This is a genomic window from Flectobacillus roseus, assembly GCF_030056595.1.
GTDB classification, from domain to species: domain Bacteria; phylum Bacteroidota; class Bacteroidia; order Cytophagales; family Spirosomataceae; genus Flectobacillus; species Flectobacillus roseus.
The window spans coordinates 115787-130803 of record NZ_JASHIF010000020.1 but is presented as its reverse complement, the minus strand read 5'-3'; the positions used below and the strand labels follow the sequence as shown (position 1 = coordinate 130803).

General features: G+C 37.9%; 10 protein-coding genes. 4 read left to right on the top strand and 6 right to left on the bottom strand.

What is annotated here, in order from left to right:
* Positions 1–551: 551 nt before the first annotated feature.
* The 3 genes from QM524_RS20180 to QM524_RS20170 form a co-directional block, all read right to left on the bottom strand.
* Positions 552–1928, bottom strand: a complete 1377-nt coding sequence (locus QM524_RS20180; RefSeq protein ID WP_283345938.1) for a sensor histidine kinase — start codon at positions 1926–1928, stop codon at positions 552–554.
* 1 nt (position 1929) lies between these two features.
* The gene (locus QM524_RS20175; RefSeq protein WP_283345937.1) at positions 1930–2607 is read right to left on the bottom strand and encodes a response regulator; all 678 of its coding nucleotides are present in this window, start codon (positions 2605–2607) and stop codon (positions 1930–1932) included.
* Positions 2608–3021: 414 nt separating this feature from the next.
* Entirely contained in the window at positions 3022–4239 is a 1218-nt protein-coding gene (locus QM524_RS20170) for a cation:proton antiporter domain-containing protein (RefSeq protein ID WP_095161520.1), read from the bottom strand.
* A 411-nt stretch (positions 4240–4650) separates the two neighbouring features.
* Here QM524_RS20170 and QM524_RS20165 point away from each other — a divergent pair, with 411 nt between their 5' ends.
* A complete protein-coding gene (locus tag QM524_RS20165) occupies positions 4651–5250 on the top strand; it encodes a peptidylprolyl isomerase (RefSeq protein ID WP_283345936.1) in 600 nt (199 codons plus the stop codon).
* 352 nt (positions 5251–5602) lie between these two features.
* Here QM524_RS20165 and QM524_RS20160 read toward each other — a convergent pair whose 3' ends face one another.
* On the bottom strand, positions 5603–5980 hold the full coding sequence (locus tag QM524_RS20160; protein ID WP_283345935.1) for a helix-turn-helix domain-containing protein: 378 nt from the start codon (positions 5978–5980) through the stop codon (positions 5603–5605).
* A gap of 375 nt (positions 5981–6355) precedes the next feature.
* Between QM524_RS20160 and QM524_RS20155 the strand changes: the two genes are divergently transcribed.
* The 3 genes from QM524_RS20155 to QM524_RS20145 all read left to right on the top strand — a co-directional run bounded on the left by QM524_RS20155 (position 6356) and on the right by QM524_RS20145 (position 9535).
* Positions 6356–7057 carry an ATP-dependent Clp protease proteolytic subunit gene (locus tag QM524_RS20155; protein ID WP_166578986.1) on the top strand — a complete coding sequence of 234 codons (702 nt, stop codon included), beginning with the start codon at positions 6356–6358 and terminating at the stop codon, positions 7055–7057.
* 257 nt (positions 7058–7314) lie between these two features.
* Complete coding sequence (clpX, locus tag QM524_RS20150; protein WP_283345934.1) at positions 7315–8574, top strand: ATP-dependent Clp protease ATP-binding subunit ClpX; 1260 nt, start codon at positions 7315–7317, stop codon at positions 8572–8574.
* A 235-nt stretch (positions 8575–8809) separates the two neighbouring features.
* Entirely contained in the window at positions 8810–9535 is a 726-nt protein-coding gene (locus QM524_RS20145; RefSeq protein ID WP_283345933.1) for an alpha/beta fold hydrolase, read from the top strand.
* Positions 9536–9867: 332 nt separating this feature from the next.
* On the opposite strand, the gene QM524_RS20140 is transcribed toward QM524_RS20145, so the two are convergent.
* On the bottom strand, positions 9868–11307 hold the full coding sequence (locus QM524_RS20140) for a SusD/RagB family nutrient-binding outer membrane lipoprotein (protein ID WP_283345932.1): 1440 nt from the start codon (positions 11305–11307) through the stop codon (positions 9868–9870).
* Between the two features lie 61 nt (positions 11308–11368).
* Positions 11369–14614 (bottom strand): SusC/RagA family TonB-linked outer membrane protein, encoded by a 3246-nt coding sequence (locus QM524_RS20135; protein ID WP_283345931.1) that lies wholly within the window; start codon positions 14612–14614, stop codon positions 11369–11371.
* Between the last annotated feature and the right edge of the window lie 403 nt (positions 14615–15017).

Below are 15017 nucleotides of genomic sequence, written 5' to 3'. Positions count from 1 at the left end.
ATGCCTTTAAAGATGACTAGCTCGGAAGTAATCGTGCCTCGACCGACCTGAATACTTGTAAAATTATATGAGAATAGAGTGATGCAAAGTGTTTTAAACACCATCTCTTCAAAATCACTAATTGTTCGGTTGTACATTCTTGTAAACCTTTCTGTAATTCTTTTTTAAATAATAGAGGCGAAAAACTTACCTTTTTTAGAATTAACTTAATATAGTTTAAGCGAGAAATTTTCGTTCTCTTTACAGTTACTTCCATAAGTCAATAAATTAAGTAAATTGATTTTAGGAGAATTTCCTAGTAAGACAAATAGGTAGAGTCATTGCATAGGCGACACAGAATCAATAGCATGGTTTGTTGAGGGAAGTCCATAAAAAAAGCTTAACAAAGAAGTAAGGGGGCAACTGAGATATCAGACGAGAGCCAGTCAGTAAGCTAATGCCTCATATCTGCCTGCCCCACAACTTCGTTAAACTTCAACATATATTTCTCTTTCCGCTACAAAGTTGTCACTATAAAGTTAAAACTTTCTTAGACAGATATTAGAAAATGCTTAGAATGTGATGTTGCTTGGTAAAACGAGTGTAAATGTGGTGCCAATATTAGGAGATGACTTGACATCAACAGTTCCGCCATGCATACGAGCGATGCGTTCTACTAGCGAAAGCCCAATGCCATAGCCTTTGATGTCGGCGGTTTGACTGCTGCGATAAAATGGTTGGAAAATATAAGATAATTCTGATTCTTGAATGCCAATGCCTTTGTCTTCAATGGCAATTTGAATTTCATCTGGAAGGCAGCGTAAGCGTATAATCGCTTTTTTGTCAAACGAAAACTTACAGGCATTTTCTGCCAAGTTGACAATGGCCGTTTTTAATAAGGCTGAATTTCCTAACATACATAATCCGTCAGGATCTTCTGGAAGTTCATCAAAAAGAATTTCGATTTGATATAAAGCATTACTCTTGGTCAAAAGTCCACGCACTTCCCATAGGAGTTCATCTACTCGAACTTTGTCTACCAACAAATCTTGCTTAACGCCATCGACTTTGGTAAGTTTCAATAAATTTTGGGTAAGAGCAATGAGTTCTTGAATATCATCCAAAACTGAATACATGGTTTTCTGATATTCTTGAGGAGTACGAGTTTTGATGAGGCTTACCTCTAATTGCGATGACATTTTGGTCAAAGGATTGCGAAGCTCATGAGATACATTCGATACAAACATCCTTTGGAGCTTGAAGGTATCTTCAACACGATCGAGTAGCTGGTTAATGGTATGTGTTAACCTATCTATTTCATCTTGATTATCTTGCTGGTTAAGCCGTAGGTGCATGTTTTTGGGCACAATACTGTTGAGCTTTTGTCCCATGTCATCAATGGGGGCAATGGCTTTGCCTGCATAATACCAGCCTGCCGCCGAAACCCAAAGTATCACTATCAAAAACAATAAGACCATAATGAGTCTCATTTGTGCCAAAAAAGCCCTTCCATAATCATCAACCGCACTGGCTACTATAAAATAAGGCTCTGGTGTTTGGGTGTAATACAACCCCACACCATGATATTTCCCGTCTCGAAAACGATACTTTTTCTCCAACTGAATTTTGGTCATTAAGTCTTCTGTGAGAGGTAACCCTTTGCGGTCGTTGGTGGTAAATACCTTTTTCTTGTTTTGATTATAAATCGTGATGTTTTCGCTATGAAGAACGTTTTTGTTACGGTCTGTAATCGTTCTCAAAAGGGTAGAGTCCACATCGTCTACCACAAAATAGAGCTCGGCGGTAGTTTCGGTACGGTTTGAAAGTCGGCGATAAAAACTTTCGCTCAGGTAATATTGCGTATAAAGGTATATCGACAACAATACCGCTAGCAGTATTGTTGAAACAATAAAAATAAATCTTATGGTAAGACTAACCCTTATTTGCATATTATTCTTTTTTCAGTACATAACCCATTCCAAATACAGTATGAATAAGTTTTGTATCGAAGTTTTTATCGATTTTTTTACGTAAATAGTTAATATAAACCTCTACAAAATTGGTGCCTGTATCAAAGCCAATGTCCCAAACATTTTCGGCCAATTGTACTTTTGATAATACTCTGCCTTGATTGCGCATCATATATTCCAATAAAGTGAATTCTCTTGCAGTAAGTTCAATTACTTGCTCATCTCGAGTCACTACCTTGGTATCAAGGTTCATTTCTAGCCCCTCAAATTTAAGGGTTTGGTGAGTCATTAAAGTACTTGAGCCTCGTTTTGTGAGTGAGCGGACACGTGCTAACAGTTCTACAAATTGAAAAGGTTTTACTAAGTATTGGTCTGCCCCAGAGTCGAACCCATTGACTTTATCTTCCGTTTCGCCCAAAGCGGTCAGCATCAAAATAGGCGTTTGGATGCCCGATTCACGAAGCTCGCGCGACAATACAAAGCCATTGAGCCCAGGCATGATAATGTCTGTGATGATTAATGAATAATTGTTACGCATAGCCAACTGTCTGGCAATGAGCCCATCATAGGCTATATCTACCTCATAGAGGTTTTCTTCAAGACCTTGCTGAATAGCGTGTAAGGTTTTTGGTTCGTCTTCAACTACTAAAATTCTCATAGTTTTAAAATTTGATTGACATTAAGTAAAAGAAGTTAAGTTTCAGTGCTGATTTATGAATGTCAATTTGTCCTTGCCTAAAATATTTTGTACTCAAAATAAGATTTAAGATTGTGCTTTGGGCTATCAGGTAAGGGCATTCGGCTGGGGGGGGCATAAAAAGCATTTTAACACTCTATGCCTTGTGCCTTGTCCCTAAAATAAAAAACTTAAATCATATTCTGCACGATTACTTATACTCAAACAGAAATGAATTGCGAAAAATAGCCTTGCTAAAGGTTTTATTAATAGCACTTTGTGCCTCTGTGCCTTTGCAACTCTGTGCCTTTTGTGCATAATTACGCAGCTAAAATGTTGCTATTCTTTCAAAAGAACCACTTTTAGCCTACGGCATAAAGCCTAATGCAAACAAAATTATACAATTTCGCCTATGGCTTCATCATTGAGACTTCCCGAACTTCCCTTTTTCTCAGCCGTCATAATACCCAGCATCATCAACACACTGGTAATCAGAATGACAAAAAATAAAATACCATTATTAAATGTATTGAGCTTAAATTGTTGAGGAATCCCATAAAACAATAATATGGTAATCAAACCTCGTGGCATCAATAATAACTCTGGCATAGTATTTTTTTGTGACTGAATAAATCGAAGAAAAATAAATCGAATGACAAGTAAGGCCAAGACTACCATCGAGCCTGTTATCCACACTTCTTCTTGACTAAAAATTCCGACATTCATCGAATACCCAAAAAGTATAAAAAAGAAGGTTCTTATCAAAAAAGCTGTTTCTGCCGTAATTGATTTAAGGTTGTTTTCTACTTCATCAAACATATGCTGAGGAACACCTTCTACAATTATTTTGGGACGAATGACTTTTCTATTATTGATAAATAGTCCGAAAAATAAGATAATTAACAAAGAAGGTAAGTGTAATAATTTACCCGCCGCATATAGTACCAATAATACCGCAAACAATAGGAAATACTTCAAATGCAACGTAATTCTTGATAAAAGATAAATCAGACCGAGTGCTACTACTACCGACAATAATAAAGACCAAACAATATTGAAACCATAAAGTATACCTGACTCGATCGAAATACCTTCGTCGGCGATAAGGTAATTGAAAAATAGAATCCCAAAAATATCAGAAAAAGAGGCCTCATAAATGATAAATTCTCTTTTGTGTGGGAGCAAATTTTCAACACTCGGAATCACAATGGCACTACTGATAATCGACATGGGAGTGGCATATACCAGACAGTTACGAAATGTTTCGCCTGTTGCTTGCTGGATAATCAAAGCAATAGAAAAAGAAGATGCCAGTAAGATAAGTAAGGCCGCAAAAAATGCCTGTGCAATCATTTTAGACTTGTCTCGGCTCAACTCCAAATCAAGACTCGCCTCCAAAATAATCATAATCAACCCTACTACGCCCAGAATCTCAACCGTTTTGTTGACAAACGTTGCTGGTAGTAAGTTTTGTCCAAAAACTTGTCCTAGCAAAATCCCTGTTCCCAGCAATAATAGCACCGATGGAATCGCAAATTTTTTGGCAATGAGGTTGAATATATAAGATATAATGACACCGCCCGAAAGCAATAAAACAATTTCATAAGTATTCATAAATGTAAATGGTTAATGGTGAAGTGAAGTGGTAATTAGATGTTAATCGCCAACAGTATATCAGAACTCTACGAAGGAATTCTAACTATTGCGGATTGGGGATTTCTGATTTCGGAAATAAAGTGAAATACCTTTCTTATTATTTAACATCATTGTTTACTACGAAAAAATAATACCTTAAGCTTGTGTTCAAGAATGTCGACATACTTCATAGCATGCAAGAAATCCACGTTTGTTTTAAAAATCGTTAAGAAAAAATTAGAAATTGCTTAGAGAGGTTTAGGGATATGGGTTACTATAAATTTATTAAATCTTTATGAAAGACATACACAAAGATTGGTAAATTTGGTATCTTGAAGGTTAAAATAATGACTCTTGTGGCATCACTAAGCCTTATCAAATAGCAATAGAATGAAAAGAAAATTATATCAATATGGGATTTTGTTGGGACTTCTTATGAGTGTAAGTGCTTGCCGAAAAGATATGCGCTTATTCGACAAAGATGTACGCTCAACTTTAGAAGAGTTTGGTAAACAAAATCCTGAAACTAAGCTACAAGTAACTACACGTTTAGGAAACTTTACGATACAGCTATACGAAGGCACGCCATTACACCGAGCCAACTTTGTTCGTCTGGTAAAAGGTGGGTATTATACCGATTTATTCTTTTATCGAGTTGTCTATGAAACAGCTATTCAAGGAGGTGCCGAATGGATGTATCGTCTCGACTATGATTTGCCTACCGAAGTAGATACCTCCAAGTTTAGACACAAACGTGGAGCAGTAGCCATGGCACAATACGACCCAAGTATGAACCCCGAAGGCAACACTTCAGCAAGTGAGTTTTTTATTATCACAAATGCGGAGGAAGCTCGCAAATTTGATGGCATTTATACGGTAGTAGGAGAGGTGACAGAGGGAATGGATGTGGTCGATAAAATTAAGGAAGCAAGAGCTTTCAACGAAAAACCTGTTGATCCCGTAAAGTTTTCTATTCGTATTCTTGAATAAGAAACAATTGGGAGTTAGGGCTGTACGAAGGATTTCAAACTATTGCAGATTTGGGATTTCTGATTTCGGAAATACAGTAAAATACCTTTGTTTTTTGCAAAATATAGAAGATTATACTTCCGAAATCCAACATCCGATATCCGAAACAATTTTTATAATCCTTCGTACAGTACTAATTGGGAGTTGTGAATGTAGGATTTTGATTATCAGTTTTTTAGATTGTTAATCTGCAATTCAGTAATAATGCCTTAGGCTGTAGTCCGAAGGCAATTAGTCCAAAAGCTCATAAAAATCTATGAGTAATATTTTGCTGAGATCTGAAAGCTGAATGCCACATAGTTGAATTTGGCTATTAAAAACCAATCGGCTCTCGTTGTTTTTGCTGAAGAATACGATAGGCTTCTAAATACATTTGTTGTTCAAATTTTTCTTTCCAAAACTTGAGTTCTATTTCTAAGCGGAGGTTTTCGGCTTTGAGATGTTTGTTTTCTTCCAACAAATTATCTATTTGTGGCGATATGGCCAATTCTTTTTCTCCCCAAAGTACAGGTAGGTCCAACACTTTGGATAAATCTTGAGCACGCTTGATACTAAGCTCAGTTTTGCCACGCTCGATGTCGCCATAAGCAGTGGTCGAAATACCCAGCATATCGGCTACGTTTTCTTGTGAAAGCCCTTTGAGTACACGAGCTTTTCGGATTTTATCAGGAATAGAATCTTGTTGTTTCATATACCTTATTAGGTTGAGTTGGTTACGATGGACTAAGAAATAAATTTGGTTAGTCGAGTAAAATTTTATGAAAAAATATCCACTTTACCTTCGACTAATTAATCTAATAGCTCAATTTATATAATCCTTTGATTTACAAGAAGGTATTTTAAATACTTTTTGAGATACAAAAAAAAATAGCATGCGAAATCGTATTTTCCGAGAATTTATCTGAAAATCTGATTAGGATTTTTTCATAGATTTTGCATCTTTGTTTAAAAGAACTACCTCTTAGTTGCAAAACACTGTAAGATGACTTGAAAGTTCAACGACTATTTGCCTCGAACCATTTTACAGATTTTGAAGTTTACAGTTTAAAATAACGGTTATAAAATTATGTTTCACAAAGATTTAAGTTCAGAAGAATTCAGAAAATATGCTGTTCATCACAGAGGTTTGAATGGCTTAGCAGTAGATCAGTACATGAATCAGATAGGTGGGCAGAGCCGTCCATTTATTGAAGACATGACTCAATATATCATTGAAGAGCGCCCAATGCGTTTTGCTCAAATCGACGTATTCTCACGTTTGATTATGGACCGTATCATTTTTATGGGCGTACCTGTAGATGATTATATGGCAAATATCATTGTTGCTCAAATGTTGTTTATGGAGTCGACAGACGCTCGTAAAGACATTATGATGTATATCAACAGCCCAGGTGGTTCGGTATATGCTGGTTTGGGTATTTATGATACTATGCAGTATATCCGCCCAGAAGTAGCTACAATTTGTACATCATTGGCGGCTTCTATGGGTGCTGTATTGTTGGCTGGTGGTGCAGCAGGTAAGCGCTCGGCTCTTCCTCACGCTCGTATCATGATTCACCAACCATCGGGTGGAGCTCAAGGTCAGTCTCGTGATATTGAAATCACTGCTCGCGAAATCGTGAAAATCCGTAAGGAGTTGTACGAAATTTTGGCACATCACTCAGGAAAATCATTCGAAGAAATCGAACGTGATTCTGATCGTGACTACTGGATGCGTTCGGAAGAAGCGAAAGAATATGGTTTGATTGATGAGATTTTAACTCGTTAATCTTCGAAAACTTAAAGTACTAAGTGATTTATAGAAATTTTGTTATTCCTTTAAATCACCATATAAATGCTTACTCCTTTAAGATAGGGGTAAGCATTTTTAGTATAAATTCAGTACTTTTGTGAATGGTTGAACCAAACAGTTGCCTGAAGTACGTTGAAACAACTGCCATTGCGGGAACCCTTCTTTTTCAAATTGTATTTTACAAGAGTTGAGATATAGTAACAATCACACAACTCTCTTATTTTTTACATAGAATGAAACAACAACAACAGCCTCATTGTACGCTATGTGGTCGTGGCCAAAAAGATGTGCCATTGCTATTACAAGGTATGGAGGGTCATGTATGTAGTGAATGTGTCACTCAGGCTTATCAGGTAGTGCAGCAAGAAGCTAATCCTTCGTCACGTAGCTTTAAGGGTGACAAAAAGAAAGGTGGAGCTCGCTTCGAATTGGTAAAGCCGATTGAGATGAAAAAGTATCTTGACCAATATGTAATTGGACAAGATGATGCAAAAAAACACCTTTGCGTAGCTGTTTATAACCACTACAAAAGATTGATGCAACCTAAAACGGATGATGATGTACAGATTGAAAAATCTAATATCATCATGGTAGGTGAAACAGGAACAGGGAAAACGTATTTGGCTCGTACGATTGCCAAAATGCTTCAAGTACCTTTCTGCATTGCCGATGCTACTGTGATTACCGAAGCAGGTTATGTAGGTGAAGACGTAGAAAGTATCCTAACTCGTTTGTTGCAAGCAGCAGATTATGATGTTGCCAAAGCCGAAATGGGTATTGTCTTCATTGACGAAATAGATAAAATTGCACGTAAGTCTGACAACCCATCAATTACACGTGATGTATCGGGTGAAGGAGTACAGCAAGCCTTATTGAAATTGTTGGAAGGTGCTGTTGTAAACTGCCCGCCACAAGGAGGTCGTAAGCACCCAGAGCAAAAAATGATTGCGGTAAATACCGAGAATATCTTGTTTATCTGTGGTGGTGCATTTGACGGTATCCAACGCCATATTGCTAATCGCTTGAATACTCAGCCAGTAGGCTTCAAGAAAGGTGCTAATTTTGTGGATGAATTTGACGAACAGAATTTGTTACGTTATGTTTCTTCTCAAGATTTGAAATCATTTGGTCTAATTCCTGAATTGCTAGGACGTTTGCCAGTGCTTACTTCTTTGAATCCATTGGATGCAGAAACATTACTTTCGATTTTGAAAGAGCCTAAAAATGCAATTACAAAGCAATACGAAAAGCTTTTCAAAATGGAAGATATCGATATTCATTTTGATGACGACGCTTTGTTGTATATTGTCGAACAAGCGATGGAGTTCAAATTAGGGGCTCGTGGTTTGCGCTCGATTTGTGAAGCAATTATCACCGATGCGATGTTTGAGCTACCTTCGCAAGATGAAATTAAAGAATTTAATGTAACACTAGAATATGCGCGCTCGAAGTTTGAAAAAGCGGCTTTGCATAGAATGAAGAAGGTTGCATAAAATAAATTACGAATCCCCGAACACATTGTTTGGGGATTTTTTGTTATATAGTAATATTAGCTTTGGGCTTTTGGGAAAAAAAATAGGATTGAGTTTTTTTCAAATTCATAGTCTCTTTATAGCATTTCAAATGCTACTTTATGAAGAGTGAAGGTATTTTCCATATTTCTGAAATCAGAAATCGCCAATCCACAATAGCTAATCGCCATTCAATTATTCTCAAAACATTACGGATATGATACAGAAAAAAGTAGTAGTATTATTACATGGGTTTGGTGAGGACTCGACCGTATGGTTGGGAATAGTCCCTTACTTACAAAAGAGCTTACTGGTATTTACACCTGATTATGCCAAGGAGACTACCCTGAAAACAATGGATGATTATGCCGATTTTGTAGCAAAACAGTTACAAGAAGCAGGGGTAAGTCAATGCACTGTGATTGGGCACTCGATGGGAGGGTATATCGCTTTGGCGTTTGCTGAGAAGTATCCTGACATGATTACTGGACTTGGCTTATTTCACTCCACAGCTTATGGCGATTCGGAAGAACGAAAAGCATTACGTTTGAAAAATGTTGATTTCTTGAAAACGCATGGGACGGAAGTTTTTATCAAAAACTTCACCCCAAATCTCTATAGCGAAGAGTTTAATGCTCAGAACCCAGAGGTAGTACAAAAGCATATCGACTATTCGTCTCAATTACCAGTGGAAGCCTTGATGATGGCTATGGATGCAATGCGTATTCGCCCAGACCGCAGAGCGGTATTAACCAATGCCAAGTATCCTGTGATGATGATTATTGGCAAAAAAGATAAAAGTATTCCTGTGGCAGATGCACTTGAGCAATTGGCTTTGGCTAGTAATACTAGCTCATTGGTACTTGATACTGTTGGACACATGGGTATGTATGAAGAGCCAGAAGAATGTGTAAGGTTTATCAAGAAGTTCTTGTTGAGGTAAGCTAGTGCGCAAAATAGAATTTAACTTTTGTGCTTAAGGCTTTCAGGTATCGGCTTTTGGCGGTGGGCTTAGGGAAAAAGCATGTCTTTGTTTATTCAAAACATTTTAGAACTCTTTGCCGAGTGCCTAGGCATATAACTTGAACTATTACTTAAGCTATATATTACAAGTATATTTGTTATTCGACAGAGCATTAGGCAGAATAGCATCAATGAATTCGTGAGAAATTTATTGCCGATAGCTCATAGCTGAAAGCCAATAGCCCAATAATTCCCAAACAAAAAAGCTGGCTCGAAAGAGCCAGCTTTTTCTGTTACTATACTTATATGAGATTAGAATTTATCCCAGAAAAGTTTGGTGTTTACTTTATCCGCACCGATTGCAGCAGAAGCAGCTTTCCAGTTTAACTCATTAAGAGTTTGTTCTCCTACAGGGTAAGTAAAACGAGTTGGAATATCAGCATAAGTTTTGTTGGCAGGAACGTTAAAGATTGGGAAATCCAAACGTCTCCACTCAGTCCAAGATTCAAAACCGCGGTTATACAAAGCGATGTACTTTTGAGTAGCAATTTTTTGCTTGTAAGTACCAGTTGCAGTAGCATAAGCCACCGAACTTTTGGCAAGATATGCTGTAATATCTGCATCACTCACACCCCAGTAGCTCATCGAAGCTTTGATACCTTGGTTGTAGAATTGTTCTGCAGTTCCACCAACGTTGTATCCACGAGCAGCCGCTTCAGCAAGGTCGAAAGAGATTTCAGCATAGTCCATAATCAAACCTTCTAAGTCTGGCTTTTGGAATACATCACCAATGGCCGAGAAGTTAGTATAGTTACCACCTGCTGCATATGGACCACCTACATATTTACCATTCAATTGACCGAAGAATACCGAACGACGTGGGTCTGAAAGGTTATTCATTAAGTCAACCACTGTGTTTGCAGGAACATAGTCCTTACGTCCACTTTGAATCAAGTCAACCCAGATAGGGTTTGTATTTGGTACATTGCTGTAGTAAGTTAAGGCAGTGTTGTCACTGTTTGAAGAGAATACTCCTTTCGCAGCAGCTTCAACCATTGTTTTTGAGGTAGCAGCATCAACGTCAGCTAACATCAAACCCATTTTCAATTTTAAGCCATAAGCAAACTTCAACCATTTTGCCATGTCACCACCATATACCAAGTCAGCCGAACCAAAAGAACCAGCCGAAGTATTAACACCTGCGATAACGGCATCCAAACGCTTCGCTAAGTCAGCGTAGATTGTTTTGGCGTCGTCATATTTAGGGTTTACATTTTGTGGGTCTAAAGACTCAGAGTATGGGATATTACCAAATGTATCTACTAATTTTTGGTAAGAGTAGATGTTCAACAACTCGATAAGCGCCAACTTGTTTGTTTTTTCAATAGCCTGCTGAGTACCGATAGGTTTTTCAGCATTAACTAAAGCTTTAGCATCTTTCAAGTTGTTCAAGATATTGAAATAGAAACGCAACCATACAGCATCAGCAACTTTACGAGTTGTAATATCGTAGTTACTTTCGTCAGTATAAGTAGTTTGAGTCCATTGTTGAGCAAGCAAACGGAACACGTTACGGTTCACGTTTGTGTTTACCATTTGGTCAATAAGGTTTGTTTCTGCTGCGGCAAACACAGTAGAAGATGGCACAGAACCCGAGCTAGGGTGTTTTTTGTCGGTATTCAAATCTTCAAGATTACTCTCGCAAGACATCGACAACAGTGCTATAGATAGGAATGTTACAATTTTTTTCATTGGAATAATATCTTTTTTCGTTTGACAAAAACCTTCAATTAGTGTGTAATAAAGGTTTCGATTAGAACGAGAATTTAAGGCTTGCTCCGATTTCTCTAACTGAAGGATAAACACCTGATTGGAAACCTGAAAGGTTACCCGATGTCAAACCATCTTCTGGGTCAGCATAAGGTAAGTTTTTGTGGATAATCCAAAGGTTACGACCTACTGCAGATAATGTAGCACCTTTGATGAAGTTGCTTCCGCCGAATAGATTTGCAGGTAATTTATAAGAAACAGTTACCTCTCTCAATTTAACGTAGCTAGCATCATAAACGAAAGCAGCAGCAGGGTTTCTTACATATCCTAATAATCCGTAGTTTTCAGCACTTACACGTTTAGTGTTGGCAGTTCCGTCAGCTAATACACCTGGAACGATGTAACCACCGCCATTATCGATTTTTTCACGGATAGAAACACCGTTGTCGTTTAAGAATACAGTTTCTGCATATAAACCTGTAGCTCTACCGTAGTATTGGTCAAGAGAGAATACGCTACCACCTTTTTGGATATCAATTAAGAAGCTAAATGAAAGGGCTTTGTAGTTGAATGAGTTAGTAATACCCATTTTCCAATCTGGAGTAATGTTACCGATTACACTAGTTGCATCAGATTGTGAATAATAACCAGTAGTAGCAACTACTTTTTGACCATTTAGGTAAACAAAGTTAGTTCCTTTCAATACACCGTAAGGCTCACCTACAGTAGCGTTCAACGTAACACCACCTTGGAAAGAACCTAATTGCAAGTTGCTTACGCCATCATACAATTCAACCACTTTGTTGCGGTTCATGGTAAAGTTAGCATTCAATTTCCATGAGAAGTCGCCAGTTTGAACTGGGATAGCAAATGCAGACAATTCAATACCTTTGTTTTCGATGGTACCAGCGTTTACATATTTTTTGTCATAACCTGTAGCTTTTGAGATAGATACAGGCATGATTTGGTCAACTGATAACGTACGATACGCAGTGATGTCAAATCCTACTCTGTTTTTCAAGAACTTCATTTCTAAACCAATCTCAGCACTTTTTGTACGTTCTGGCTTCAAGTTCGGATTGTTCAAAATCGAACCTGTCGCGAATAATGTTTGTCCACCAAATGCATCTCTAGTATCACCGTTTAAGTTAGTTGGTTTTACATAAGTATTCAACAAACTCAAAGCAGGTGCAGTGTTACCCACTTCAGCGTAGTTTACACGAACTTTACCAAAGCTTAATGCAGGCCAGCTTTCTCCTAATTTGTTAGAGAAAATATAGCTCAAAGAAGCAGATGGATAGAAATAAGTATTGTTTGATACTGGTAAAGAAGAAGAAACATCACGACGAGCAGTAAGGTCTAAGAACAATTCGTTGTTATAACCCAAAGACGCATTAGCAAAAATACCTTCTTGGTAGATAGCACTTACGTTTTCTGAAGGAGCACTTGCAGCAGAAGCTGAGTTTGCCAAAGAGTAAATACCTGGTACAACCAAGCCACCTACTGTAGTAGCATACATAGAGCTAACTTCTGTTTTACGGATGTTTCCACCAACCATACCTTTCAAGTTGAAATTCTCAGACAAATCTTTGTGATAGTTGGCAAAGAAGTCATAGTTCATTTCTCTGAAAGTACGATCATAACGAGAGTATTTAGCAGTACCATTGTTGTTGATAGAACCAACTGCTACGCGTTCCTCTTGTTGCTCTGTATAAGTATCCATTGAGATACGACCCAATACATCAAAATCATTTGTGATTTTGTAAGTAGCAGTCACATTACCGAAAACACGGTTTCTCCAGTCAGTTTCGTAGTTGTTAGCGCGTTGCCAGTAAGGGTTATCCCAGAAAATAGGCTTGATTTCGCTTGGGTCTGTCCAGTTCCAAGTGATGTTTTGGCCAGTTCTTTCAAATGCTGATTTCAAATCTAAGATATCAACGTTTGTTTGGTACCACTGACGGAAACTAGACATAATGTTGTCTGAATAACCGTTGCTATAACGACCTTTAGCATCTTGACGAGCAAAGTTGATGTTGGTTGTAACAGTGAACTTTTTGCTAAAATCGTGGCTACCAGCAAACGAGAAGTTATTTTTCTGAATGCTAGAGTTTGGAAGAATACCAGTTTGGTCAAAACGAGTATATGATACACGGTAAGAACCGTTTTCGCTACCACCATCCAAAGAGATAGTTCCGTTGAATGTTTTTGCGTCGTTGAAGAATTTAGCAGGAGAGTTTGCTGCTGCTTGCCATGCGCTAGTTTTACCATACAGTGGTGAAGATGGGTCGAATGAACGCCAGTCATACACTTGTTTGTTAGGGTCAAATTTAGCACCCCAAGAAGCATCTTCTGACATTGGAACAACTAAATCATCTTTGCCATCACCATTGATATCTCTGTACAAAAACTTGTGAGAAGGGTCTTCGTAGTAGTTACCATAACCACCACCGTAGCTAGATTGGTATTTAGGGAAGGTAGATTTGTCGATAGAACCTACAGAATATCCCATGCTAACGTTTACACCTAAGCCTTGGTTTTTTCTACCTTTTTTAGTCGTAACCATTACAACACCATTGGCAGCTCTTGAACCATAAAGCGCAGTTGCCGCAGCACCTTTCAATACGTTGATTGACTCAATGTCGTCTGGGTTGATATCCGAAGCAGCGTTACCGTAGTCATAACCACCACCACCTTGAGCTGTCGAAGAGCTAGTAGTGTTTGAGTTATCGATAGGTACACCATCCACTACGAATAATGCTTGGTTGTTACCAGTCAAAGATTTGAAACCACGAACAACGATGTTTGTCGATGCACCCATGTTGTTGTTACGTTTGATTTCAACCCCTGATACTTTACCAGACAATGAGTTGATGAAGTTACTTTCCTTGGCAGTACTTACTTGGTCGCCTTTAACTTCTTGAGTTGCATAACCCAAAGATTTTTTGTCACGAGATACACCAAGGGCAGTTACTACAACCTCTGAGAGGGTAGAAGTACTTGGAACTAACTTCACATCAATCATAGATTGAGAACCAACCGCTACTGTTTGCGAAGTAAAGCCAACAGAAGAGAAAATAAGCGTTGTTCCGTTTCCTACAGAAATACGGTAAGAACCGTCAGCTACCGAAGTGGTACCTTTTGAAGTACCTTTTACTGAAATACTTACACCTGGAATAGGAGAACCATCTTCCGACGAGGTTACCTTTCCTGTAATTTGCCTGTCTTGAGCAAATGTGCTACCTAGCTGTGCCAATAATAGCAAAGCTGTTAGCAGTAAGAGTTTTCTCATAATAATTATTGGTTAAATTGTTGGTAAAATTTTCATAAACACGCACCTAAAAGGCGTATGAATAGTGGTTCATGCATATAATCATCACCATAGTACAAAATCGTACATGGCGAATATTATTCGTTTTATTAATAATTTATATAAGAGTGGTAAAGCTTGAGCTTAAGCTCAACTTGCAGATAAGAGGAATATGCAAATAGTTTAGTGCTAGCAAAAATTTGCTAGAAACGACGCTAATGATGCGTTAAATCCTGAAAAGCGTTAGGAAATTTGTTGTATGAAATTACATGAGGGTTGAAGTCGAACCCTATTCCATAAGATTCTTTAGCCCCAAGAGACGTACCGTCTGATTTTAGTTTGGTTGATTCTAGTGTAAAATTTTTCAAAATAATAGACTATTTAG